The sequence below is a fragment of the Pandoraea aquatica genome (assembly GCF_902459565.1).
Taxonomy (GTDB): domain Bacteria; phylum Pseudomonadota; class Gammaproteobacteria; order Burkholderiales; family Burkholderiaceae; genus Pandoraea; species Pandoraea aquatica.
Genome location: NZ_CABPSN010000004.1, coordinates 502,494 through 525,967, shown reverse-complemented (window position 1 = coordinate 525,967; position 23,474 = coordinate 502,494). Strand labels below are relative to the sequence as shown.

The 23,474-nt window shown below is 62.2% G+C and carries 22 protein-coding genes and 1 other RNA gene; 5 read left to right on the top strand and 18 right to left on the bottom strand.

Annotation, left to right across the window (positions count from 1 at the left end; all coding sequences use genetic code 11):
• Positions 1-6: 6 nt before the first annotated feature.
• From PAQ31011_RS26910 to PAQ31011_RS16660, 5 genes are all read right to left on the bottom strand, one after another.
• Positions 7-129 (bottom strand): hypothetical protein, encoded by a 123-nt coding sequence (locus tag PAQ31011_RS26910; RefSeq protein ID WP_257125701.1) that lies wholly within the window; start codon positions 127-129, stop codon positions 7-9.
• 6 nt (positions 130-135) lie between these two features.
• Positions 136-948, bottom strand: coding sequence for an ABC transporter ATP-binding protein (locus PAQ31011_RS16675; RefSeq protein ID WP_150576963.1), 813 nt, complete (start codon positions 946-948; stop codon positions 136-138).
• Entirely contained in the window at positions 948-1,979 is a 1,032-nt protein-coding gene (locus PAQ31011_RS16670) for an ABC transporter substrate-binding protein (protein ID WP_150576852.1), read from the bottom strand. Before PAQ31011_RS16670 ends, PAQ31011_RS16675 begins: the two co-directional genes overlap by 1 nt.
• A 109-nt stretch (positions 1,980-2,088) precedes the next feature.
• Entirely contained in the window at positions 2,089-3,291 is a 1,203-nt protein-coding gene (locus PAQ31011_RS16665) for a CaiB/BaiF CoA transferase family protein (RefSeq protein ID WP_150576962.1), read from the bottom strand.
• 358 nt (positions 3,292-3,649) lie between these two features.
• The gene (locus tag PAQ31011_RS16660; RefSeq protein ID WP_150576851.1) at positions 3,650-4,375 is read right to left on the bottom strand and encodes a response regulator transcription factor; all 726 of its coding nucleotides are present in this window, start codon (positions 4,373-4,375) and stop codon (positions 3,650-3,652) included.
• 377 nt (positions 4,376-4,752) lie between these two features.
• On the opposite strand from PAQ31011_RS16660, the gene PAQ31011_RS16655 reads away from it, so the two are divergent.
• Positions 4,753-5,178 (top strand): hypothetical protein, encoded by a 426-nt coding sequence (locus PAQ31011_RS16655; RefSeq protein WP_150576850.1) that lies wholly within the window; start codon positions 4,753-4,755, stop codon positions 5,176-5,178.
• 21 nt (positions 5,179-5,199) lie between these two features.
• Here PAQ31011_RS16655 and PAQ31011_RS16650 read toward each other — a convergent pair whose 3' ends face one another.
• From PAQ31011_RS16650 to ffs, 12 genes are all read right to left on the bottom strand, one after another.
• Positions 5,200-6,345, bottom strand: a complete 1,146-nt coding sequence (locus tag PAQ31011_RS16650; protein WP_343031679.1) for a hypothetical protein — start codon at positions 6,343-6,345, stop codon at positions 5,200-5,202.
• A gap of 546 nt (positions 6,346-6,891) precedes the next feature.
• Positions 6,892-7,641, bottom strand: coding sequence for a hypothetical protein (locus PAQ31011_RS16645; RefSeq protein WP_150576848.1), 750 nt, complete (start codon positions 7,639-7,641; stop codon positions 6,892-6,894).
• A 12-nt stretch (positions 7,642-7,653) separates the two neighbouring features.
• Positions 7,654-8,364, bottom strand: a complete 711-nt coding sequence (locus PAQ31011_RS16640) for a C39 family peptidase (RefSeq protein ID WP_246179615.1) — start codon at positions 8,362-8,364, stop codon at positions 7,654-7,656.
• 54 nt (positions 8,365-8,418) lie between these two features.
• Positions 8,419-9,795: a hypothetical protein gene (locus tag PAQ31011_RS16635; RefSeq protein WP_150576847.1), complete on the bottom strand. Its 1,377-nt coding sequence runs from the start codon at positions 9,793-9,795 to the stop codon at positions 8,419-8,421.
• 30 nt (positions 9,796-9,825) lie between these two features.
• Complete coding sequence (locus PAQ31011_RS16630; RefSeq protein WP_246179614.1) at positions 9,826-10,467, bottom strand: hypothetical protein; 642 nt, start codon at positions 10,465-10,467, stop codon at positions 9,826-9,828.
• Positions 10,464-10,967, bottom strand: coding sequence for a hypothetical protein (locus PAQ31011_RS16625; protein ID WP_150576846.1), 504 nt, complete (start codon positions 10,965-10,967; stop codon positions 10,464-10,466). Before PAQ31011_RS16625 ends, PAQ31011_RS16630 begins: the two co-directional genes overlap by 4 nt.
• A 5-nt stretch (positions 10,968-10,972) precedes the next feature.
• A complete protein-coding gene (locus PAQ31011_RS16620; RefSeq protein ID WP_150576845.1) occupies positions 10,973-11,521 on the bottom strand; it encodes a hypothetical protein in 549 nt (182 codons plus the stop codon).
• Between the two features lie 696 nt (positions 11,522-12,217).
• A complete protein-coding gene (locus tag PAQ31011_RS16615) occupies positions 12,218-13,576 on the bottom strand; it encodes a sigma-54 dependent transcriptional regulator (protein ID WP_039399105.1) in 1,359 nt (452 codons plus the stop codon).
• Positions 13,577-13,827: 251 nt separating this feature from the next.
• The gene (gene recR, locus PAQ31011_RS16610; RefSeq protein WP_039399107.1) at positions 13,828-14,430 is read right to left on the bottom strand and encodes a recombination mediator RecR; all 603 of its coding nucleotides are present in this window, start codon (positions 14,428-14,430) and stop codon (positions 13,828-13,830) included.
• A 34-nt stretch (positions 14,431-14,464) separates the two neighbouring features.
• Positions 14,465-14,791, bottom strand: a complete 327-nt coding sequence (locus PAQ31011_RS16605) for a YbaB/EbfC family nucleoid-associated protein (RefSeq protein WP_150576844.1) — start codon at positions 14,789-14,791, stop codon at positions 14,465-14,467.
• Positions 14,792-14,938: 147 nt separating this feature from the next.
• A complete protein-coding gene (dnaX, locus tag PAQ31011_RS16600; RefSeq protein ID WP_150576843.1) occupies positions 14,939-16,873 on the bottom strand; it encodes a DNA polymerase III subunit gamma/tau in 1,935 nt (644 codons plus the stop codon).
• A gap of 332 nt (positions 16,874-17,205) precedes the next feature.
• Positions 17,206-17,304, bottom strand: an RNA gene (gene ffs, locus PAQ31011_RS16595) — signal recognition particle sRNA small type.
• A gap of 303 nt (positions 17,305-17,607) precedes the next feature.
• Between ffs and trxA the strand changes: the two genes are divergently transcribed.
• From trxA to PAQ31011_RS16580, 3 genes are all read left to right on the top strand, one after another.
• Positions 17,608-17,934 (top strand): thioredoxin TrxA, encoded by a 327-nt coding sequence (trxA, locus tag PAQ31011_RS16590; RefSeq protein ID WP_150576842.1) that lies wholly within the window; start codon positions 17,608-17,610, stop codon positions 17,932-17,934.
• Between the two features lie 187 nt (positions 17,935-18,121).
• On the top strand, positions 18,122-19,384 hold the full coding sequence (rho, locus tag PAQ31011_RS16585) for a transcription termination factor Rho (RefSeq protein WP_039399112.1): 1,263 nt from the start codon (positions 18,122-18,124) through the stop codon (positions 19,382-19,384).
• Between the two features lie 238 nt (positions 19,385-19,622).
• Positions 19,623-20,654 carry a tetratricopeptide repeat protein gene (locus PAQ31011_RS16580; protein WP_150576841.1) on the top strand — a complete coding sequence of 344 codons (1,032 nt, stop codon included), beginning with the start codon at positions 19,623-19,625 and terminating at the stop codon, positions 20,652-20,654.
• Between the two features lie 149 nt (positions 20,655-20,803).
• On the opposite strand, the gene PAQ31011_RS16575 is transcribed toward PAQ31011_RS16580, so the two are convergent.
• A complete protein-coding gene (locus PAQ31011_RS16575) occupies positions 20,804-21,859 on the bottom strand; it encodes an extracellular solute-binding protein (RefSeq protein ID WP_150576840.1) in 1,056 nt (351 codons plus the stop codon).
• Positions 21,860-22,381: 522 nt separating this feature from the next.
• Between PAQ31011_RS16575 and PAQ31011_RS16570 the strand changes: the two genes are divergently transcribed.
• A complete protein-coding gene (locus tag PAQ31011_RS16570) occupies positions 22,382-23,416 on the top strand; it encodes a patatin-like phospholipase family protein (RefSeq protein ID WP_150576959.1) in 1,035 nt (344 codons plus the stop codon).
• The last annotated feature ends 58 nt before the right edge of the window (positions 23,417-23,474 follow it).

The window sequence follows — 23,474 nt, the reverse complement described above, 5'->3', positions numbered from 1 at the left end:
CGGTCATCAGACCAGCCAGTCGAACAGGCCAAAGCCGTCCGGCAAATCGAACCAGTCCATCCAGTCGAGCCACCCCGGCCAGTTCAGCCAGTTCAGCGAGACCGTGAGAATGCCGGCGATTTGCCACATGACCACTCAGACCGCCTTTAACTGTTGTGCGTAGCCCTTGAGGACTTCCTCGCGCAGCACATCCCATATCTGGGCGTGCAACTCGGTGAAGCGCGGATGGTTACGAATTTCCGCCACGTCGCGCGGACGCGGCAGATCGATCCGGAACTCCCCGATCGGATGCGTGCCCGGCCCTGCGGCGAGCACCACCACCCGGTCGGACAACGCAATCGCCTCATCGAGATCGTGCGTGATGAACAGCACGGCGCGGCGCTTTGCGGCCCACAGCTCCAGCAACTCGTTTTCCATGAGCTGACGCGTCTGGATGTCGAGTGCCGAGAACGGCTCGTCCATCAGGATGATGTCGGGATCGAGAATCAGCGTCTGTGCCATGGCCACACGCTTGCGCATGCCGCCAGAGAGCTGATGCGGATATCGATCGCCGAAACCGCCCAGTCCCACGCGCTTGAGCCATTCATGTCCGCGCGCCTTCGCTTCCTCCGGCGCGACACCGCGAAACTCCAGTCCTGCGGTCACGTTGTCGATCGCGTTGCGCCAGGGCATCAGTGCCTCGGCCTGGAACATATATCCAGCGCGCGAATTGATGCCCTTGAGCGGCTCACCGAAGACCTTGATCGATCCGGACGACGGGGCGAGCAAACCCGCGGCCACATTGAGCAACGTGGATTTGCCACACCCCGTCGGCCCGACGACCGAAACGAACTCGCCCGGCGCGATGTCGAGCGACGTATCGGCCACGGCCGTATAACGCTTCGATCGATCGTCGCGGGCGACAAAGGTGCACGTAATGCTGTCGAAACTCAGAGCCGGCGCAGTCATCATTTGTACTTGGCGTCGGCCTTCTTCGTGAACTCGTTCGTGAACGTCTTCGACAGATCGATCGTCTTGCCCTTGACCGTCTCGTCGAACGCCTGCAAGGTGCGCAGCGCCGTCGCCGGACCGTCGGCCGGGATCAGACCATCGGGAGAGATGGCCTCTTTCACGCGGCTCCAGGCATCGAGGTACAACGCGCGGTCACCCAGCAGGTACGCTTCAGGCACCGTCTTGATCAGGTCGGCCTGCCCGGCGGTCTGAAGCCAGCGCAGCGCGCGCACCATCGCGTTGGTCAGCGCCTGCGTGGTGTTCGGATTCTTCTGAATGAACGATTCGTTCGTGTAGAGGCAGCCTGCGGGCATATTGCCGCCGAACACCGAGACCGTCTCTTTGAGTGTGCGCGTATCCGAGATCACGCGGATCTCCTTGTCGCGCTCCAGCATGGTGATGACCGGGTCGAGGTTGACGATGGCGTCGATGTTGCCCGAGCGAATCGCGGCCAGCGCACCGGACGACGCGCCCACACCCACGAAAGCGACTTCATTGGGCTTGATGCCGCCCTTGGCCAGCACGAAGTTCGCCATGATGTTGGTCGACGACCCCGGTGCGGTCACGCCGATCTTCTTACCGCGCAAATCGGCAATCGATTTGTAGTTCGGCATCGTCTTGTTCGACACGCCGAACACGATCTGCGGCGCGCGGCCTTGCAGCACAAACGCACGAATGTACTGGTTCTTCGCCTGCAGCAGAATCGTGTGCTCGTAAGCGCCCGACACCACGTCGGCGCTACCGCCGACCAGCGCCTGCAGCGCTTTGGAGCCACCGGCAAAGTCCGAGATTTCGACGTCGAGCCCTTCGTCCTTGAAATAGTTCAGGCGTTCGGCAATCGTGAGCGGCAGGTAATAGAACAGGTTCTTGCCGCCGACGGCAATCGCGACCTTGGTCTTCTCAAGCTTGTTTTGCGCGAAGCCGGGGCGAATGCCTGCGCCGATCAGGCCGGTCGCGGCCAGTGCCGTGACGAATTGACGTCTTTGCATGGTGGTGTTGTCTCCGTGGTTGCAGCGTTCTTTCTTTGTAAGTTCGACGTGCTTTATTGACGGGACGCGGTTGCTGCCGCGCCCGTGGCGCTTTGCGCGTAGTGCCGTGTCAGATGACCCCGTTCTCGCGCAATGCTTTGATTTGCCCGGCATCATAACCCAGTTGCCCAAGCACTTCGTCCGTGTGGGCGCCGAGTTCCGGGCCGAGCCACTGGGTCTGCCCCGGCGTCTCCGAGAGCTTCGGCGAGATGTTCGGCAGATCGATCGGCGTGCCGTCCGGGAACGTATGACGCTGGATCATCTGACGCGCGATGAACTGCGGATCCTTGAACATGTCGGCCACGGTGTAGATGCGGCTCGCGGGTACGTCCGCGCCCTGCAGCACGGCCAGCGCTTCATCGATGGAGCGCGCTTGCGTCCAGCCGCCGATGGCGTCGTCGATCTCCTGCGTGCGCGGCACGCGACCGTCGTTATGCGCCAGCCCCGGATCCTCCGCGAGATCGGCACGGCCAATGGCGTGCATCAACCGCTTGAAAATCGGATCGCTATTGCCGCCCACCACGATCATGCCGTCAGCGCACGGATAAGTGTTCGACGGCACGATTCCCGGCAGCGACGCCCCGGTGCGCTCACGCACCATACCTGCGACGCTGTACTCGGGCACCACGCTCTCCATCAGATTGAAGACGGCTTCGTAAAGCGCGACATCGACGACCTGCCCTCGCCCGCCATTCACATTACGGTGATGCAACGCCATCATCGCGCCGATCACCCCATGCAGCGCCGCAATCGAGTCGCCGATGGAAATGCCGATGCGCGGTGGCGGCAATTCCGGATAGCCCGTGATATGCCGCAATCCGCCCATCGACTCGGCAATCGCGCCAAACCCCGGCCGGTCGCGATACGGGCCGGTCTGACCGTAACCGGACAGGCGCACCATCACCAGCCCGGGATTGTCGGCGGACAACTGTTCGTAGCCCAATCCAAAGCGCTCCAGCAACCCAGGGCGGAAGTTCTCGACAACGATGTCCGCCTGTGCCGCCAACTTGCGCACGATGGACTGACCTTCCGGCGACTTGAGGTTGATCGTCACCGACTTCTTGTTACGTGCCTGCACGGCCCACCACAGCGACGTGCCCCCTGCGTCGGGGTGCAATTTGCGCCATTTGCGTAACGGATCGCCGTGCTGCGGATCTTCGATTTTGATGACCTCCGCGCCGAACTCGCCCAGCATGCGCGCCGCGAACGGGCCGGCGATAAGCGTGCCAAGCTCGAGCACCTTCACACCGGCGAGCGCGCCGAAACCGGGCATGCCGTTCGATGGCTTGGCCGCATTGGCCGATTCGGAAGATTGACGGGAAGCGTCGGAAGACTGGGGGGCGGGTGCGGCAGACGCATGGTCGCCCTGCGGCGAAGTGGATGCGAACGGCGTAGACGACTTAGACAACGCTTGGACTCCTGAGCCTCGTCGACGGCCATCACCGTCGAGTTCGGGACACTGCCATGAAGGCAGCGTCCGTGCATATGGGTGGCAAATGAAGTTTGTATAGTAATTCGGCAGTCGGCTATCGGCCAATAGCCTCAAGGGGAATCCCGGACGATTCCGAGACAGTTCGTCGCAGATTCCGAAGATTGCGCCGATTCAGCGGGGGGTGCCCGTTAGCGATCGATCACGTCTCGAACAGATGACGCGCGCCACGCTGCGCTGCAATATAAATGGCCTCACCACGATTGCGGGCCCCCAGACGCCGGTAAAGCGCCGACACGTGCGTCTTCGCCGTGCCTTCGGAGATCACGAGCTGCTGGCATATGGTCTTGATGGACAGCCCTCGGGAGAGCAGCGCCAGAATCTCGTATTGCCGCTGAGAGATGCCGAGCAACGCAGACTCGGCCAGTTGCGTCGCCTTGTCCCCGCCAAGCGGAAACACCGGCAGACGGGAGAGCGGCAGCGCCTCGCCTAACGCCTCCTGACGCCACAACACCAGCAACGCCGAGAGCGCCTCCTCCGGCACGAAGCGCCCGCCGGAGAACGCCAGGTCGAACACCGAACGAATACGTGCCACCGAGTTCGGCCACGGCAAACACGCCGTGACGCCGGCTTGCAGCCAGCGGATGATCTCATCGGGAAAACCCGCATCGCCGACGACGATGACCGGCACGGGCGGAACGCACTCGGCAGCCGCCGAGCACAAAGTGTCGAGCGCGGGCGTACGCGCCACGGACTCATCGAGTACGAGCGCGCGACGCGAAGGCAACTCGCGCAGCCATACCCAGTCCTGCGTCGCCACGCTATCGACGTGACGCAAGACCGGCGGCGTCGCGTTCGCTTCGGTTTGCAACGCGACCTGGAGGCCGCTCAGCCAGGCGGCAGCCTCACCTAGGACCAGCACACGCATGATTTCCCCTGTCATTCCGGTCGGCATCCCCATGCCGCCGCCCCGCTTTCTTTTCGAACGTGCTGCGCCTTTAGCGTTGCTTTTAGCAGGACGAAATTGAAGAAAATCCGAAGAAATCCTCCAACCTTCGTCACGGTTTACACATAAGGCGTCATCTTGCTTTCAAGCCAGTTTATGCGCTAAGCCCGCATGGCGGCGAATCCCTTTCTCGCGGAGCCTTATCCCTGTTGCCTCAGCGCGACAATCCGCAATTTGCGTAAATTATTTACTCAAATTTCAGAAATTCCGCTATTACTTTTTCCCCTTTCTTTTCTCATCCGACGCAATAAAATACAAAAAGTCTGAGAGGACAGTCAGCGGAGGCCGGGGGGCACGCCATGTTCAAAATTTCCGTCAGCACGACGCGCAGCGCGGTGTTTTGTCTTGCCGCCGCGTGCTTTGCGACTACTGCGCAGGCCGACATCGTCGGCATGGGCGGTATCCCGGCGACAGTCAGCGACGCCTTGCTCGCCAGCACTCACGCCGCCAACGTGTCGCGAAGCCTGGTCACCAGCATCGGCAACGCCGGTCCGACCACCATCGCTCCGGTCAATTCGACCGCCACCGTTGCCAACAACGTTCGACTCTGGGACGAAGTGATTCCGCCCGCCCCGTCGCCCAAACCGACGCAGGCATCGCTGCCCGCCACGGCGCAGCCACGCACAACGATTGCCGTTTCCTCGATGCCGCAGACGACCGGCATGATGGCCACCAACCTCAAGGTCAATGCAAGCGGCCGCATGGGATCTGCGGCCGCTCGCTGATTTCTCCTACCCGATCACGCCTCAGAACGTGTACGGGAAACGAACCCCGATCACGTAGTTCGGTGCGTCCGGCGACATGCCGGCGTTGACGTAACCGTTGACCGTCCAATGCTTGTTGATGGCGTAGTTGATGCCGAAGTTGAGCGACGCCGCGTTGGTCGTACTGCCTGCCACCGTCGTCCACGGACCACCCGGCGAAGCCGTCTTCGTCGCGCGCGAGATGGCCGTCGAATACGAGATCGACAACGCCGTCTTGTCGTTGAGCGCCAACGCCATCCCCGCCCCCACCTGCACGATATCGCCAAGCTTGACCTTGGCAGGCTGCACAACGCCTTCGATAGTCGAAATGTCGTCGAACGACTTCGCCACGTTGTACGTGTACGCCACGTTCGCGAACAAGACGATCGGGTCGTAGGTGCGCAGGAACGACAGGCCAGCGGTAATGGCCCAGATGCCGTTACCGGTGGGCAGCCGCGACGGCGTGGTCAGGTTGTTGTTCGTCGGGTCGGGTGTTCCCAGCTTGATGCCGAACGGCGACGTACCGGTCGGCGCGGTCACACGCAACGACGCCACGATATCGGGCCAGTTGGCGTTTTCCTTCATGAGCTGGTAGTACAACGACGCGTTCACGTCGCCGATATTCGCCGAGTTCTTGCTGATATCGCTGATCGACGATGCCGCACCGCCGACCCCGCCGGAGATGAAGTCCGAGTTGCGGTACAGGTACGGCACGTCGAACGCCACGCTCAACCGGTCGGTCACCCCGTAACGCGTGTTGACGTCGAACGTCCACACGTTGGCCTTGGTCTGGCCGAGGTTCAACTGACCGAGGAAAATGGCGTCGAGGGCGAGAAAGCCGCTCAGCACCAGTTGGCGACGATCGTAGTAGCTGTAGCTGATACCCGCATCGATGGTGAGCTTGCGGTCGAAAAGCGGCGCGTGCTGCGCCTGAACGACGGCTTCTTCGGCAGGCGTGCGTTGCGAGTCGGTCTCGCTCTTTTGCATCTGCTGCGTCTCGCCGATGGGTGTGGCCGACGTCGGTCCGGCCGCCCCGGCAGCGCCGCCACCGGGTGTACCTGCGGAGCCGGCGGCCGAGCCATCGCCCGGCGAGACTTGCGCGATCTGCGCGGTATCCCACGCGGTCAGACCGCGACCGCGTTGCGCCATCTCGATATCCGTGAGGCGCTGCTTCAGAGAAGAAATTTCCCGCTGCTGCCGGTCAACCATGTCCATCAACATCTGGAGACGGTTATCCGGCGATGGGTCCGTATGCTCCTGAGCCTGGGCCGATAGCGTGAAAAGCAGTACCCCCAACGGAATAGCGGCAACGGGAAAAAAGCGGTGAGTGTTCATGATCCCCCCCGGGTGAAAAAGCGGACGGGTGTCCGCGCGCAATCCAACAAACACGTGTTGCAACAACGGTTGTCCTTGCTGCTCGACTGCGGGGTGATGCGTACGGAACACGAGACAGAGATCGAAAGCGTCAACAGCATCGCCGATGCACCCTGCCCGGGTCCTGCCGACATCACCTTCTTGTACGCCGCGAGTGTTTTGCGGCGGCGCCCCACGTCTAGTTGTCATGGCGTCCGGCATAGACCTGCCGGACGTTGCTGCCGGCGTCGCGCCGAATGCATCGACCACGACGCCGTCACTTCGCTTGCTGCGCCCTACCTTTCACTTCCGTTCACTTCAAATGCGTCGCTTCAAATGCGTTTAGTGCCGAATGGCGACCATATTCGCCATCGCGTTCTGAATGCCGAGCTGACGCAGGCCGCCCGACGTCAGCGCACTCGTCTGCAGACTCAGCGTCATGGTGTTCATCACCTGCTGCGCGTTCCCTGCTACCTGAACGACCTGCATGATCTGATTCATCGCCCCACCCGCACCGCCTGCGACGCTCTGGCCGAGATTGCCGTTCGGGGTATTGAGCGAGAGCTGCATGCCGGCCGAACTGATCGCCACGCTCGCACTGAGGTTGCCGACCGTCGTGCTCGAGTTACTGGTCGACTGGTTGCTGATCGGCACCAACAGGGCGAGCGACACGCCCGGACCGTACTGGATGATGGCCTTGTTCAGCGCGTTGTTGGCATCGCCCGCAACCTGCGTAATCTGCGCAACGCCATTGACCAGTGCGTTGGCGGTGCCGGTCACCGCTTGTGTGGTCGGGGCGATGGCATTCACAACGCCCGGGATGATGGCCGTCGACGAGCCGGTCTGCACCTGGCCTTGATTCACGCCAAGCACGCCGGTGGCGAGCAGGCTCGCGCCGGTGGGCATTTGCCACTGAGACTGCATGACGAGCTGAAAGCCCGAGATCATGTTTTGTTGTGCGTACTTGCCGGTCGCGTGCGAGAGCACTTCATCGCTCACAGGCGTCCAGCCCTCAGGCACCACGTTGGAGGCGAACGCCGGCACGGCGCTTGCAAGCAGCGGGATGGCCAGCATCGGGACGTATCGATTCATGATGGTCTGGTCTCAAAACAGGTCCGCCCGGATGATGCCGAAGTCCACCATCGGGGTCGGTGACGTCCCGGTCGCCAGCGCGCCATCGCGCAACTTGGCAGCCAGGGATTCGTTTCCTTTGAGCAGCGGTGAATCCTCCAGGAACGGCTTGCCGATGACCGCCAGCACCAAGCCATTCCACTGCTTGGCAAAATCGGCCTGCTCGATGATGCGATTGCCCAGCGCCGGGTCGGACACGAACACACGCCCGTCCTTCGCTGCCTTGATGACCACAAAGTGCTGATAGCCGTTGACGTCGATAAGTGCGATGACCGGGATCTTCAGGTCATAAAGCGCACTTACGTCGACTTTGAATCCGCGCCCCTCGAGTCCGAGCGTCTCCACGAATTTCTTCATGTCGAGCATCGAAAACCCGTTCTTGATGACGGTGTCCGGATTAGAGAACGCCATCATTCGCTGAATCATTTCGGTCTCGGGAATGTTGATCCCGTAGCCATAACGCAGCAGCGTTGCCAGTGCTGCGGAACCACAACTGAAGTCGTATTCCTGCTGGACCAGATTCACGTAGTGCATCGATTTGAACGAGCGCATCTTCTTGACCGCCGGTACACCGGTCGAAGACTCCAGGTTCACCGATGCATACTGCGCGTGCCCGGCCACGCTTGCGCACGCCAGAGCGCAAACGGTAGCGATCCTCACTGCGGCACGACGCGCATCATTCATGACACACCTCATGAAAAAACCGGTCCGGAAGTTTCTCCGGACCGGTTGGCTACATCACTTGATTGCCGAGATCGACAAGTTGTTGGACTGAACGTTGCCGATACCGGCTGCTACGTTCACGCCCACGTTGCCCGTTGCCATCTTGAGCGCACCGGCGCCGAGCGAGGCATTGGCGACGAAGTCACCCGAGGCCTTCATGCTGGCCGACTGGTCGGTTTGAGCCGTTGCGTTGGCTGCACCGCCCTTGTACCAGCCGGTCGACTGCGATACGGCCGCGGCCATGCTGTTGCCCTGCACGTTGCCGATACCCGAGGCCACGTTCACGCCGACGTTACCGCTGGCGTTGGCGAGAGCGCCGTCACCCACGCTGGCATTGACCATGAACTGCGAGAGGCTTGCCGAACCCTTCGACGACTGGTTCGAGAACACCTGGGCCGAGGCATACACCGGCTGAGCGTTGAGCGAAGCGATCGCGACGTTGTTGGCCTGTGCGTTGTCGGCACCTGCCGCCACGTTCACACCGACGTTGCCGTTGGCGTTAGCCAATGCGCCGTTGCCGAGCGTTGCACCCATCGTCTGGTATTGCGCCGTGTTGAAGTGCACCGTAATGGCACCCTTCTGCCACGCAGTCGACTTCGTGTACGTATCGGAGAAGCCCCACAGTGCGCCTGCGGCAATCGACTCGCTCGAGACCGACGCCTGACCTGCGTTGAACAGGCCATGGAACGCTGCGTCGAAGCTCTTCTGCGTGTTCAGGAAGCCACCGGCGAGGAACCCTGCGGCCGATTGCGACTGCTGACCGTAGGCGTAGCCACCCCAAGCCGAGCCCTGACCTGCACCGAAGTTGCCGACCAGATAGCCACCATAGAGAGCGAGGCCGCCAGGAAGCGGAATCACGCCGCCACCGATGATGCCTCCGCCACCGGCGATGTTCGAGTATTGATACCCGCCACCAGTGATGAAGCCACCCGAGCCGGAGCTCGACTGCCCTGCCACATACCCGGCACCGGCCTGGAAGGACTGGCTGGTGTTCAGGTGACCGTTGGCTTCTGCGTTGACCCACGACGTCGTGTTGTTATACGACGTGGTGGTCACGCCACCGATCAGATAAGCGCCGCCCGTGTTCGAAACCGTGGTGGTCTTCGAATCGACACCGGTCGTCACATGCCCCGTGACATAGGTGCCCATCAGCGGTCCCTTCAGGTTGACGTGGTGCACGTCGACGCTCTGGTTGCTCTGCACGACGGCGTTGCCGGTGTTGTCCACCGTGACGCAGCCGCGAATGCCGACCAGACCGAAAATGCCGACCAGGTTCAGAACGTTGGTCTCGTTGCCGATGAACGAGAAGCTATATTGCTGGTGATTGGGGGAAGCCATCGCGGTTCCCGTTGCTACCAGCAGTGCAGCCGCTGCAATTGCTTTCGTTTTCATGACCATCTCCTTGACGAGAGAATTACCCAGTTAAAAAGATGTGCCCGCCGGGGGACGGAGCACAAAAACATTTGCGGTTACATTGCCTATCCCAGCCGACTGGTTCACTTGCAACACACCGCTCACCCCGCGGAAGGCGTCACCGGAAATCGACGCCGTGCGGAACTGATCGTTAAGGTTGTTGTGGCCAGCCGGGCCACCCTTGGAGATCGCAGCGGATAGTGCCGTATCCGATACGCTCGCCACTCCAGACGCATCGCCAGTCACAATGACGGTCGCGTTGCGTTGAAGATTGCCGGCACCGCTCGCCTGGTTGACTTGCGTCACCCCCGAGGTGCCTGAAAATGCATTGCCCTGAATTGCGGCGCTTGCGGCCCCCGTCGTCGTGGTGACGAGTGCCTGTTGATTCGTGCTCGACGTACCAGCCGTCAGCCCGCCGCCGTTGGAAAGCACGGTGCTGTTCGCCTGAGCGTTATTCACACCGGCCGCCTGATTCACACCGAGGGCGCCGGCCACACCGACCGCAGCACCGTTCTCGATGGTGGCGTGCGTGCCGAGAAGCTCACCGTTCGTGATCCAGATGTCCTGTGCCTGCGACACGCCGCTGATGACAGTCAAGGCGGTCGTTGCGGCCAGCGCGATGGCGCGCAAGGCATTGCGTTGTGCGCTCATTTCGCCGCTCCTGCTGCACCGATCGTGGAGAGCGGCGCAAGCGCCGAGTTGATCACCGACGGGACGAGCGTGCCGATGCTGCCGATACCGCCACCCGCCGATCCGGCCGCGAAACCACCGCCGACACCGTTGCTGGTATTGAGCGCGTTACCGCCGCGGGCGTTGCCGACGAGCACGCCCATCACCGGATCCATCCCCGAGCGCACGGCACCGGTCACGAGCCCGGCCGAGGCGTGCGCCGTCAGATCGTTATCCGTCACTGCCGTTACTGAACCCAACGCGGTGCCGAACGGTCCCGTAGGAAACGCCGAGACGGCGAGACCGATCGCATTCTCATCGCGCGGCAGGCCGCGATAAGCGATACGCGGGCCGATGTTGCGCTCGATCACGATATCGCCCGGCGTCGCCGGCTCGGCCTTGGCCTGGCCGGGGAGCATTGCCGGCGTGAGCGCCACGAGCAACGTGGCGAACACAGCGGGCGAGAGAGAGAATTGGGTCATGTCGATCACCGCGTGGTGTAGGTCACACGCGTCACCTGGACATTGCCCACGCCGTTCGACAGTTGCTGCGGACGCGGCGTCGGCGTGATACCGCCGGGCAGTTCGTCCCACAACGTCACACCATTGGCGAGTGCCATGCCGGGCGACTTGACCATCGCGGCGCCCTGCAGATTTCGGCCGCGCTGGCTTCCCAGTTGTTCGTCGTCGATACGGGCAGCGGCGAGCGGCATATTCGACGCGCCGATGGTCTGGCTGTCGTCGTTGCCGGCCACTGCGGGGACTTGCTCCGGCGCCACGGAGGCGGCGTCGGCGACCGGTGCCACAATGGCGGCATCCGCATCGGAAATCGGGGCGGCGGGCATCGACGGCGTCGTGAACGATGCCGGCACCATCGAGCCAGTGAGCATTGCCAGCTGCATGAGCGGCGAGCGCGAGATGTTGTCCTGCGCTTGTGCCGGTGCAGCACACAGTCCGAGTGCCACAACGATGGCTGCACTCAGTGCGCCTGCGCCGTGTCGTACGCGGTACTGCATTTCGGTGGTGAGAATTCGCATCGCTGTGTCCTCCTTGCCCGGACCAATAAAGCGACTTCCGTGCCACCCCGCTTAAGTGCTTGAAAACATTGACGTTAAATTTTCGCCCCTCCTGGCACGCCGGGATGAGTGGCCGAAAACGTTTCAGCATTGATACGTGGGGGGTGCCAGGCGGGGTTTGTCACGTCATCGACGCACATCTCAAACATTCCGAACTACGAACGATATCGGCGCGAGCAGAGACGCATGCCGCAAACGCCCTGTTTACAAGGATCTCGCGTGACAGATTTGCGGCAGATCGTGGGGGTCGGAACGAAACGACACAGGTCCGTCACAGTCGCCCGATTTTTTCGACAGCGCGCTTTTCACCCCGGATGTTTCATCTTTGATGTCTGTGCGGGACAACCCTTGCACCCGATGTTTCGATATTTGAGGCAACGCAAAGCGTATGAAACGGTGGCATCGAAAGACATCATGGGAATGCCCGGAATCGCCCGTCGTTATTGGCGATGGCAGCGGTCGCGAAATGCGACGATGGGGCAAAACAGGTGGGGAGAATGCGTTTGATGCGCGATGTTTTCACGCCTTACGGACGCATTGCTTTAGGCATTGCTTTAGGCATCGCACAGCGCATCGACCGTGAAATATTCAGGATCCCAAAAAGAAACGACCGCCCTGCTCATCACAGGACGGTCGCCCTCTCTTCGCCAGAAGATATCAGGCCGGCACGCCCGATTCGTCACCGCGCAATCCGTACCGGCACATGAGGCGGTACAGGGTAATGCGCGAAATTCCCAACTCTGCAGCCACTTCCGTCAGACGGTGACAGTGGCGCAGCAACGCTTGCTCGATGGCCGTTTTTTCGGCCTCCGCGCGAATTTCCTCCAGCGTGCGCACCAACGTCGGCACCCACGGCAGAAGGTCGAGATCCTTGGCCGAAATCATGCGGCTATCGGCCATCACGATGGCCCGACGCACGCGGTTGATCAACTCGCGCACGTTACCCGGCCAGTGATATTCGTACATCGCCTGTACCGCGCATTGCGTGAAACCGCGGATCTTGCGATGGTTGTCGCCTTTGAAACGCTGGAGCACGTGATGGGCAAGAATTTCGATGTCCTGCCCCCGCGCGCGCAGCGGCGGCTCGTCTACGCGCAGCACGCACAGACGATGGAACAGATCCATACGGAAGCGCCCCTCTTTCACGGCCGTCTCGAGATCGACGTGCGTCGCGGAAATGATGCGCACATTGACCGGAATGACTTCGTGACCGCCCAGACGCTCGATCGCGCCCTGTTGCAGGAAGCGCAGCAGACTCGCCTGACTCTCGATGGGCAGATCGCCGATTTCGTCGAGGAACAGCGTGCCGCCGTTGGCGGACTCGACGCGGCCGACTTTACGCGCGTTGGCACCGGTGAAAGCCCCACGCTCGTAGCCAAATAGTTCGGACTGCATCAAATGTGGCGGAATTGCGCCGCAGTTGATGGCGACGAACGGCCCCTTCGCGCGCAATGAGCGCTCGTGGATCGCCACCGCACTCAGTTCCTTGCCGGTGCCCGACTCGCCCGAGATGAACACCGGCGCATCGGTATTGGCGACCTTGCGAATGGTGCGAAAGAGTTGCTGCATCGCTTCGCACGTACCGACCATCTCCTGATCGCCGCCGACTTGCGGCGTGATGATCGGCACTTCACAGAGCGACGCCATGCCCCATGCATGTCCGATCGAATGCGCGAGCTGATCGTTCGTGCAGGGCACGTTGACGTAGTCGAAGCAATAGTCGCGAATGAGGCGACGGATCGATGTCGTCGAAAGTTGTTCGGGATTTGTTGCGGCAACCCAGCCGACAGTTGCCGGCTGCATGCAGGACTCGAATGCGCCCATCTCGCGGTCGCTATAACCGCTCGCCAGGTCGATGAGTGCTGCGCTGGTGACCCCCGGATTGAGAATGCGACCGACGTCGCTGGCGCTCTTGGCCGGCACGACTTGCCAGCCTTGCTCTCCCAAAAACGACAGCAAACCGTCGTTATGCTTTCGGGAAGCGTAAATCAGGGTGCGCCCGGTATCGTTAGCCATACCTTAACTCCCTGCCTAAGCAGTGCCTGTGCGCAAATTATTGGGTCTAAGACCGGGATATGCGCAACAGGTTAAACGGCCCCACGCCGCCCGGGAGTTATGGTGTTCCCCGTGTTGTTGGGTCCCCAAGTCGGCAGATTCAGCATAGAGGACGGGGATATGCCCAGATATAGCGAATAACAGCTAATCCGATTGGATGAGAGTACGAGTACCTACGCGCAAAGGCGCACGACGTCACGTGCGCGTCATGCTCAGAGCGTATGCCTGTCGAGGACGGCGCGGGCGATTGTGCCGGCGTCGACATACTCCAGTTCGCCCCCGACCGGCACGCCTCGCGCGAGCCGGCTGACGCGCAATCCGCGCGCCTTGAGCGTCTGTCCGATGTAGTGGGCGGTGGCTTCGCCTTCGTTGGTGAAGTTGGTGGCGAGCACCACTTCCTTGACCACGCCGTCGGTGGCGCGGCGAATCAGTTGCTCGAAATGGATCTCGCCCGGCCCCACGCCGTCGAGCGGCGACAGATGGCCCATGAGGACGAAATACAGGCCCTTGAAGGTCATCGTCTGCTCAAGCATGTTCTGATCGGCGGGCGTTTCCACCACGCACAACAGGCTTGTGTCGCGCTCGGGATCGAGGCACGTCTCGCAGATTTCCACTTCCGTGAAGGTATTGCAGCGCGCGCAATGGCGAATCTGCTCGGAGGCATGCACCAGCGCCTCGCCCAGCCGCACCGCGCCTTTGCGGTCGCGTTGCAGCAGATGGTAAGCGATACGTTGGGCGGACTTCGGGCCGACACCCGGCAACGCGCGCAAGGCGTCGACGAGTTCCTGAAGGCTCGAGAGCTGGAGCTGGGGCATGCGTCGTCTTTCTATGGAAGCTGACTGGTCAGGCTCAGAACGGCATCTTGAAGCCCGGCGGCAGCGGCAGACCGGCGGTCAGGCCACCCATCTTTTCCTGCGCCGTCGCTTCGGCCTTGCGCACGGCGTCGTTGAACGCGGCGGTCACGAGGTCTTCCAGCATGTCCTTGTCGTCGGCCAGCAGGCTCGGATCGATGGTCAGGCGACGCACTTCGTACTTGCACGTCATCACGACCTTCACGAGACCGGCGCCCGATTGACCCTCGACTTCGAGCAGCGCCAACTGCTCTTGCGCCTTCTTCATGTTTTCCTGCATTTGCTGAGCCTGTTTCATCAGACCCGCGATGTTTCCTTTCAGCATCTTGACTCCTGTAAATCGTGTGGGGTGCCTGTTGGGTGCTTTCCACGCAGCGCGTTCGCGACCTGCCACGGAGACAGGAATACACCAAACGCGCGTTTAGGGCGATGGATTCGAAAACCCATCGTCCTTTTGCGAAAGCGAACTTGCTTATTGTACCGGGCGAATGCTTCCCGGAAGGATCTGGGCGTCGAATTCCTCGATCAGCTCACGCATGAGCGGATCGTCGGCAATCGACTGTTCGGCCGCTCGTTGCCGTGCCGCAGTAGCTTCCGCCGCCAGCGAAGCCGCCGTGGTGCCGACCTGCCCCAACTCGACGTGCAGTTGCACGTCGCCGCCGAAGTGCTCCATGAGTACCTGACGCAGTTTGTCGGAGGTCGCCGCATCGGCCAGTTGGCGCAGCGGCACGCGCAAGTGCAAGGCGCGCCCTGCCACCTCCGTTAGCTCGCTCTGGAAGGCCAACTGTTGCGCAAGACCTCTTGCCGGGATTTCTGCGGCCAGTGAAGGCCATTCACCGGTGAAGACCGGAGCGACGCCGTCGGCTTCACGATAGACGCAGGCGCGCGGTGCCGCCGGGGTGGGTGCTGCGGCTGACGTCCCCGCAGATGCCGCAGGCTCGGGCTCCGGATCGGCACCGGCCGGTGCTTCGTCCGATGCCCGTGCCGTGCCGGCGCGATTGGCGTTGGTGCCGCCACCGGTGCGCCCCGCCGTGCCTTTGCGTCCCGCGTTCAGCGCGGCAAGCGCAGCACGGGCCGGCGACATCGGTGCACCGTCGGTCGGGGCGCTGGTGCGTGCGGCCGGCGTGCGGCGCGCCTCAGGTTGGGCTGCCGGCGCCGCCGATGTTGCTGAAGACGCGGACGGCACAGCCGATGCACGCGGTGCCGGCTCGCCCCCCATTGGGGCGCGTGACGGCGCCGGCGCGGCCGATGCGGATGTGGGCATCGCCCGCGCAGCACCTGCGGCCTGTGGCGTCGGCGGCTCGGCGAGCGTGCCGCCTGCGAGCAGCGGCGTGAACGCCGCCATGCGCAACAGCGCCATCGAGAAACCGGTGTATTCGTCGGGCGCGAGACCGAGTTCGCCGCGCGCACGCGTGGCGATCTGGTAATAAAGCTGAACCGCTTCGGGCGACAGCGCTTCGGCCAGACGTCGCACGTCTGCCGCTTCGGGCCAGTCGTCGGACACGGCCTGCGGCGCGTATTGCGCCAGTGCGATCTTGTGCAGCAGGCTGCCGAGATCCTGCAGCCCCGACGCGAACGAGAAACTGCGCTCGGCCATTTCGTCGGCAATCGCGAGCAGATCCGTGCGCGACTCATCTTTGAGCGCGTCGAGCAAACGCACCAGCACGCTCTGGTCGATCGCGCCGAGCATGCCGCGCACGGCCGTCTCGGTGAGCGGTCCGGCGGCGTAGGCGATCGCCTGATCGGTGAGCGACAACGCATCGCGCATGCTGCCGCCCGCCGCCTTGGCGAGCAGACGCAAAGCCTGCGGTTCGTTCTCGATCCCTTCTTCGCCGAGGATGTTCGTAAGGTGCGACACGATATGCCCTGCCGGCATCTGCTTCAGATTGAATTGCAGACAGCGGGAAAGCACGGTGACCGGAATCTTCTGGGGATCGGTCGTCGCGAGAATGAATTTGACGTGCGCGGGCGGCTCTTCGAGCGTCTTGAGCATCGCGTTGAAAGCGTGCCCGGTGAGCATGTGCACTTCGTCGATCATGTAGACCTTGAAGCGCGCGTCCGCCGGTGCGTAGACCGCCTTTTCGAGCAGCGACGTCATTTCGTCGACGCCACGGTTCGAGGCCGCGTCCATTTCGACGTAATCGACGAAGCGCCCTTCGTCGATGGCCTTGCACGCCTTACAGACGCCGCAAGGTTCCGCCGTAATCCCCGTCTCGCAATTGAGCGCCTTGGCCAGAATGCGCGAAAGCGTCGTCTTGCCGACGCCGCGCGTGCCGGTAAACAGATAGGCGTGATGCAGGCGCTGTTGCTCGAGCGCGTGCGTCAACGCACGCACGACATGCTCCTGGCCCACCAGGGTCGAGAAGCCTTTGGGGCGCCATTTGCGCGCGAGTACTTGATAGGTCATGCCAAATTGTAACAGTTCGGCGTTGGGCTTCCGCACCGATGTCAACGCCCGATCGGACGTCGATCAGGCCCGATTTTCCTGCCGCATCCAGCGAAATCCAGTGGCCTGTTGGCGGGCTATCGGTGCGATAGAAAAAAATGTTGGGCGATTCTACCAAGCCCGTCGATACCACGCGAGACGCGGGATGTGACGAACGCCGTCATCGCAAGCGACATGGCACAACCGACGACCAGTGCGTTCCGTCCATCGACAATGAGGGCAACGGGATGAGGCTTCAAGGGGAATCGTGAATGCGCAGAACGCGCGAGGAACATCGATAAAACAAGGAGGTAGGTGACGAGCCTGACCCTCGGCACTGGTAGAAAACGGCTGTGGCTGCTTCGTTCCCGACCTGACCAGATTGGCCGCGCCACCATGCGAGGAGGCCCGTCAGGGAGAGATTCTACCAGAGTCGACGCGCCAACAGAAGCCCAACATGCAAGAAAGTGGGACGGCAAGCGCTCGCGGGCGCGTCGTCGCGACGTGGGAGCAGCGCGCGCAAGCGTTGGCAATTTCCGCTAAGATGAGCACAAACTGCATTGGCGAGGGCTATTGAAGCCCGCGATTGCAGCCTCCATATGGAGAATGCACGCCCGCGAAAGCTGGGTGACATCTCCAGCGTCGGTGAAAGCAAACGGCGTATGGCGCCATTTTCATCGGACGTTTCCGAATAGTCAGACGAGGCATTAAAACTCATGAGCGAAAATATCAAGCACATTTCCGACGCCAGCTTCGAAGCCGACGTTTTGAATTCCGACAAGCCGGTGCTGGTCGACTTCTGGGCTGAATGGTGCGGTCCGTGCAAGATGATCGCCCCGATCCTGGACGAAGTGTCGAAGGAATACGGCGACAAGCTGCAGATCGCCAAGATCAACGTTGACGACAACCAGGGCGTGCCGGCCAAGTTCGGCATTCGCGGCATCCCGACGCTGATCCTGTTCAAGAACGGCGCTGTCGCCGCTCAGAAGGTCGGCGCCCTGTCGAAGTCGCAACTGACCTCGTTCCTCGACGGCAATCTGTAAAGCGCCTGAGGCAAGTGCCGGGGCCTTTGTCGCCACAGTGCGACAGCCCGGCACCAAGCAGGCGGCGCAGTGCTTGCGCCTGACGCTGCTTGCTATATAATCCGCCCAAAAGCACCCCAAAGTTCTTCGAGCGTTCGCTCACTTTTCCCTGATCATTCACTTGTCGTCCAGCGGACGGCACCTCCGTATGCATTTATCCGAACTAAAGTCCCAGCACGTCTCCGAGCTGCTAGAAATGGCGAACGGTCTCGAAATCGAGAACGCCAACCGCCTTCGCAAGCAGGAGCTGATGTTCGCCATTCTTAAGAAGCGCGCAAAGTCCGGCGAAACCATCTTTGGCGACGGTACGCTCGAAGTGCTGCCGGACGGCTTCGGTTTCCTGCGCTCGCCCGAGACGTCGTATCTGGCCAGCACGGACGATATCTATATCAGCCCGTCGCAGATCCGCCGTTTCAACCTGCATACCGGCGACACGATCGAAGGGGAAGTGCGTACGCCGAAGGACGGCGAGCGTTATTTCGCGCTGGTGAAGGTCGACAAAGTCAACGGCCACCCGCCCGAGGCCTCGAAACATAAGATCATGTTCGAGAACCTCACGCCGCTGCACCCGAACAAGCCGCTGCTGCTCGAGCGCGACATTCGCGGTGAAGAGAACGTGACGGGCCGCATCATCGACATGATCGCCCCGATCGGCAAGGGCCAGCGCGGTCTGCTGGTCGCCTCGCCGAAATCCGGTAAGACCGTGATGCTCCAGCACATCGCCCACGCGATCACGGCCAACCACCCGGAAGCCAAGCTCTTTGTGCTGCTCATCGACGAGCGTCCGGAAGAAGTGACGGAAATGCAGCGCTCGGTGCGCGGAGAAGTGATCGCGTCGACGTTCGACGAACCGGCTACGCGTCACGTCCAGGTCGCCGAAATGGTGATCGAGAAGGCCAAGCGCCTGATCGAAATGAAAGAAGACGTGGTGATTCTGCTGGACTCGATCACGCGTCTGGCCCGCGCCTACAACACCGTGATCCCGGCGTCGGGCAAGGTGCTGACCGGCGGTGTGGACGCCAACGCCCTGCAACGCCCGAAGCGCTTCTTCGGTGCGGCGCGTAACGTCGAAGAAGGTGGCTCGCTCACGATCATCGCCACGGCGCTGATCGAAACCGGCAGCCGCATGGACGACGTGATCTACGAAGAATTCAAGGGTACCGGCAACATGGAAGTGCACCTTGAGCGTCGCCTGGCGGAAAAGCGCGTCTATCCGTCGATCAACCTGAACAAGTCGGGTACGCGTCGCGAAGAGCTGCTGATCAAGCCGGAAATCCTCCAGAAGATCTGGGTGCTGCGCAAGCTCATCTACGATATGGACGAAGCCGAAGCAATGGAATTCCTGCTTGGCAAGATCAAGCAGACGAAGAACAACGCCGAGTTCTTCGACCTGATGCGCCGCGGCGGCTGATCGTTACGATCCCACGCCTGCGCATCACGAAAAAAGCCGCGACACCCCGTCGCGGCTTTTTCATTGCACCGCTACGGCGCGTGCCTCCCCTGCCCCGAACACCCCATCGTGACGCCCACGCATTGCCTCGCGCTGCGACGATGCCGGCTGTCACGATGCCTGTTATATGATGGGACGATACCGCGCACTCGCTGCCGGTACGCCTTCCCCCAAAGCGGTCCCCGAAGGAGAAATTGCAATGTCCGAGAAAGACGAATTGATGGCGGAAGCCTTCGCCCACCTGGAAGCCGGCGATCCCGAAACGGCCCTGGAGATCGGCAAACGGCTTGAGTCGATGCAGTACTCGGGCGCCTATGAGGTGCAGGCAATGGCCTACGCCGACATGGACGAAATGGAACAGGCTGTGACGGTACTCGAAGCCGGTGTCGCCCACGCGCCCGGCGTCTGGCTGCTCTGGCAGTTGCTCGGCAACTATCGCTCCGATCTCGGACGCTTCCCCGCCGCCATCGAAGCCTACGAGGCCGCAGGCAATTGCGCGCCGGACGAAGACCTCGTGATCGTCGACTTTAATCACGCCAACGCGCTCACGCGCCAGGGCGATTTCGCGGCCGCACAAACGCGCCTCGACCGCACGCTCGAAAGCCCGCATCTCGCCCAGACGGGACGCGCCTTCATCGAGAACGCCATCGCACTTCGCATGCACCTGTTCAACGCACAGGGCGAGCCGAAGGCGGCCATCGCCACTTACGAAGCGCTGCGCACGCAGGAGCATGACGAAGAAGGCAGCAACGTCTCCATGGCCGACGTGCTCGCAGAGCTTTCGCACGCGCACAAGCAATCGGGCGACCAGGAAAAGGCGCTCGCGACCGCGCTGGAAGCCGTGCAACACTACAAGTGGAGCGACGCCGCCCTGTGGGCCCTGCGCGCCGCCCGCGACGAGCAGTCGGACACCGCCCGCGCGATGCATCTGATCGTGGAAGGTCAATGGTACGAGCCGCTGGAAGACGAAGATCCGGATGGCCCCGCCCCTGAGTTCGTGACCACCTACGACGTCGTGGCCGACGACGAAGCCGAGGCGCTGCGTCTGATCGCCGAATGCGAGCCGCCGCAGGTGCGCGAGTCGCTTCGCATTGCCGAGACGCATCCGATCGAGACCGATGACGACGAAGACGCGGAAGCCGCATCGTCGACGGCCTACAAGGGCGTCTACGCGACCGGCGATTACCACATGTATCAGCCGGGCGAAGAAGGCGACCTGCTGGAAGAGTGAGCGAGTGGGCGGGCATGACGTCATCGGGCCTTGCACGATCGACGTCATGAGCCACTGTCGCGCCAAAACGAAAACGGGCGCCGGAATCTCTCCGGCGCCCGTTTTCTTTCAGGACGTCACGACTTCACGACGCCCTTCCCATCGCTTCATCACTTATAGCCAGCACGATCGAGAATGCGTTGTGCTTCCGGAAGGTTCTTGGCGATCGTCCCGATGGGCACGTCTTCCGCCTTGAACTCGCCAAGGGCGGCGAGCGCCGCGTTGTCGACCTTCGTCGTCGGCACGGCCGGCCATTCGTTGTTGCCGTTTGCGAAGTATTGCTGCGCTTCGTCGCTCGCCAGATATTCGAGGAACTTGACGGCGTTCGCGTGATTCGGCGCGTGCTTGGCAACGCCCGCCCCCGCCACGTTCACGTGCGTGCCCTTGCCCGCCTGATCCGGCCAGATGAAACCGACCTTCGACATCAGCGCCTTGTCTTCCGGCTTGTCCGAGCGCGCCATGCGCACGTAGTAATAGGAGTTGGCGAGCGCGACACCGCACTCGCCCGTCGCCACGGCCTTGATCTGGTCGGTGTCGCCACCGCGCGGCGCACGAGCGAAGTTAGCCACCATGCCTTCCGCCCATTTCTGCGTGGCCTGAGCCCCTTCACGCGCGACCAGTGCCCCCACCAGCGAGAGCATATACGGGTGCGATCCCGAGCGGGTGCAGACCTGCCCCTTGTGCGACGGATCGGCCAGCGAGGCGTACGACTGCACCGTCTTCGGATCGACCTTGTCCTTGTTGTAGACGATCACGCGCGCACGCGTGGAGAAGCCGTACCAGTCCGTGCCCGCCTTCGAACTCGCGGCGTGCAACTTGGCCGGAATACGCGCGTCGAGCGTGGCCGACTTGGTCGGCTGGAACAGCCCTGCCTCGTCCGCCTTGGCCAGACGCGCCGCGTCGACCATGAGGATGACGTCCGCCGGGCTCTTCGCCCCTTCGCTCTTCAGACGCTCCAGCAGCGCCGCGTCGTCCGCCTCGATGCGATTGATCTTGATGCCGGTCTGCTTGGTGAACGTGCCGTAAAGCTGCTCGTCGGTCTGGTAGTGGCGCGCCGAGTACAGATTCAGCACGCCATTGGTGTCCGCTTGCGCGCCGAATGCCGCGGCCATTGCGGTGCCGAGCACCGTCAGTCGCGCCAGTTTGCCGATCGTCTTCGCCTTCATGGGCTATTCCCCTCGCAGTCATGGTTTTACAGAGAGGAACAGCATAATGAAAAATTCATATCAACGCAAATGATTCCCATTTGCGTTGATTCACATATTCACTATCGAAGACTGGAAATCGAGGGGGGGAAAGGAAAGATGCCGAACGGCGATGAGGAGGAAACGAGGTCGCCGGCGTGGCATTCTGGGCGGCCAGCTCGCCAAAGCTGAAACAGAGGTGACGGGATGCAACCCACCACACAGATAACGGCAGATAAGACGAAGGGCTGCACCAAAGGTTCCGCGTCAGGTCACCTTCCATTGATGACACCCTCGAAAAGTGAACTGATGAGTGTCCTCGACGCTCCAATCGCCGTAAAATTGCGCGTCGACGCACTGGCCACCCCATCACAACGAGTCAAGGTGCCACGTGCGTTTGTCCTGCCCTGCCGGAGTTTCCCCTTGTTGTCGTTGATCTCTATTTTGCGTCGCGCTGTGCTGTCGACAGCCGCCGATGCCCCCGCTGTGTCTTTGCCCGCCCCTATGTCTGCTCGCAAGATCGGCGGCTCACGTACGCCAGGTGCCGCACGAACCGCGCGTACGTCGTTCGCCGCGCTCGCGGTCGCTGCCCTGATTGCCGGCTGTGCCAGCGCGCCGCCGACGGTTTCGCAAGGCGCGTCGACATCTGCGCCGGCCACCACGGCCGTCCCGCCGGTCGCGCAAACACCGACCACGCCCATCGCACCGCCCAAGATCATTCGTCCGCTGAAGATCGGTCTGGCGCTCGGCGGCGGTGCCGCACGCGGCTTCGCACACGTCGGCGTCATCAAGGCGCTCGAAGCCCGCGGCATTCATGCGGACATCGTCGTCGGCACCAGCGCCGGGAGCGTCGTGGGCGCGATGTACGCCTCGGGCCTGAACGGCTTCCAGCTGAACCGTCTGGCCTCGACGATGGACGAAGCCTCGATCAGCGACTGGACGATGCCGTTCCGCTCACGCGGCATGTTGCGCGGTGAAGCGCTTCAGTCGTACGTGAACAAGGTCCTCAAGGACCGCACGATCGAGCAGATGCCGCGTCAGTTGGGCATCGTCGCCACCGATTTGCAGAGCGGCGCACCGATTCTGTTCCGTCGCGGCAATACCGGCCAGGCCGTGCGCGCGTCGAGCAGCGTGCCGGGCGTATTCGAGCCGGTGCACATCGGCAGTCGCGATTACGTCGACGGCGGCCTCGTTGCACCGGTGCCCGCGGAGTACGCGCGCCAGATGGGGGCGGACTTCGTCATCGCCGTCGACATCTCGGCCAATCCGACGGCGCAGGCCACGCAAGGCCAGTTCGACATCCTGATGCAGACGTTCACCATCATGGGACAGTCGATCAAGCAGTACGAGCTGGAGAAGAATGCGGACATCGTGATTCGTCCGTCGCTGGCGAAGATGGGGGCCTCGGACTTTCAGGGGCGCAACCGCGCGATTCTGGCGGGCGAGGAAGCCGTCGCCAAGATGTGGCCGGAGATCCAGCGCAAACTGGCCGAGGCCCAGTCGGAAGCCCCTAAAGGCATGCCGCAGGCCTCACGCTAGGCAGACGCCTCAAACAAAAATGCCGCCCAATGGGCGGCATTTTTGTCTGCATCGAACC

What these genes read in the sequence shown, in the direction of transcription:
- PAQ31011_RS26910 (WP_257125701.1), bottom strand. Translation starts at nt 129, where the DNA reads ATGTGGCAAATCGCCGGCATTCTCACGGTCTCGCTGAACTGGCTGAAC.
- PAQ31011_RS16570 (WP_150576959.1), top strand. Translation starts at nt 22,382, where the DNA reads ATGTCTGCTCGCAAGATCGGCGGCTCACGTACGCCAGGTGCCGCACGA.
- PAQ31011_RS16675 (WP_150576963.1), bottom strand. Translation starts at nt 948, where the DNA reads ATGACTGCGCCGGCTCTGAGTTTCGACAGCATTACGTGCACCTTTGTC.
- PAQ31011_RS16655 (WP_150576850.1), top strand. Translation starts at nt 4,753, where the DNA reads ATGTTCAAAATTTCCGTCAGCACGACGCGCAGCGCGGTGTTTTGTCTT.
- PAQ31011_RS16670 (WP_150576852.1), bottom strand. Translation starts at nt 1,979, where the DNA reads ATGCAAAGACGTCAATTCGTCACGGCACTGGCCGCGACCGGCCTGATC.
- PAQ31011_RS16605 (WP_150576844.1), bottom strand. Translation starts at nt 14,791, where the DNA reads ATGCTGAAAGGAAACATCGCGGGTCTGATGAAACAGGCTCAGCAAATG.
- recR (WP_039399107.1), bottom strand. Translation starts at nt 14,430, where the DNA reads ATGCCCCAGCTCCAGCTCTCGAGCCTTCAGGAACTCGTCGACGCCTTG.
- PAQ31011_RS16615 (WP_039399105.1), bottom strand. Translation starts at nt 13,576, where the DNA reads ATGGCTAACGATACCGGGCGCACCCTGATTTACGCTTCCCGAAAGCAT.
- PAQ31011_RS16660 (WP_150576851.1), bottom strand. Translation starts at nt 4,375, where the DNA reads ATGCGTGTGCTGGTCCTAGGTGAGGCTGCCGCCTGGCTGAGCGGCCTC.
- PAQ31011_RS16580 (WP_150576841.1), top strand. Translation starts at nt 19,623, where the DNA reads ATGTCCGAGAAAGACGAATTGATGGCGGAAGCCTTCGCCCACCTGGAA.
- PAQ31011_RS16650 (WP_343031679.1), bottom strand. Translation starts at nt 6,345, where the DNA reads ATGGCGCAACGCGGTCGCGGTCTGACCGCGTGGGATACCGCGCAGATC.
- PAQ31011_RS16635 (WP_150576847.1), bottom strand. Translation starts at nt 9,795, where the DNA reads ATGAAAACGAAAGCAATTGCAGCGGCTGCACTGCTGGTAGCAACGGGA.
- PAQ31011_RS16620 (WP_150576845.1), bottom strand. Translation starts at nt 11,521, where the DNA reads ATGCGAATTCTCACCACCGAAATGCAGTACCGCGTACGACACGGCGCA.
- trxA (WP_150576842.1), top strand. Translation starts at nt 17,608, where the DNA reads ATGAGCGAAAATATCAAGCACATTTCCGACGCCAGCTTCGAAGCCGAC.
- dnaX (WP_150576843.1), bottom strand. Translation starts at nt 16,873, where the DNA reads ATGACCTATCAAGTACTCGCGCGCAAATGGCGCCCCAAAGGCTTCTCG.
- rho (WP_039399112.1), top strand. Translation starts at nt 18,122, where the DNA reads ATGCATTTATCCGAACTAAAGTCCCAGCACGTCTCCGAGCTGCTAGAA.
- PAQ31011_RS16665 (WP_150576962.1), bottom strand. Translation starts at nt 3,291, where the DNA reads ATGCCCGGTTTCGGCGCGCTCGCCGGTGTGAAGGTGCTCGAGCTTGGC.
- PAQ31011_RS16645 (WP_150576848.1), bottom strand. Translation starts at nt 7,641, where the DNA reads ATGAATCGATACGTCCCGATGCTGGCCATCCCGCTGCTTGCAAGCGCC.
- PAQ31011_RS16640 (WP_246179615.1), bottom strand. Translation starts at nt 8,364, where the DNA reads ATGAATGATGCGCGTCGTGCCGCAGTGAGGATCGCTACCGTTTGCGCT.
- PAQ31011_RS16575 (WP_150576840.1), bottom strand. Translation starts at nt 21,859, where the DNA reads ATGAAGGCGAAGACGATCGGCAAACTGGCGCGACTGACGGTGCTCGGC.
- PAQ31011_RS16630 (WP_246179614.1), bottom strand. Translation starts at nt 10,467, where the DNA reads ATGAGCGCACAACGCAATGCCTTGCGCGCCATCGCGCTGGCCGCAACG.
- PAQ31011_RS16625 (WP_150576846.1), bottom strand. Translation starts at nt 10,967, where the DNA reads ATGACCCAATTCTCTCTCTCGCCCGCTGTGTTCGCCACGTTGCTCGTG.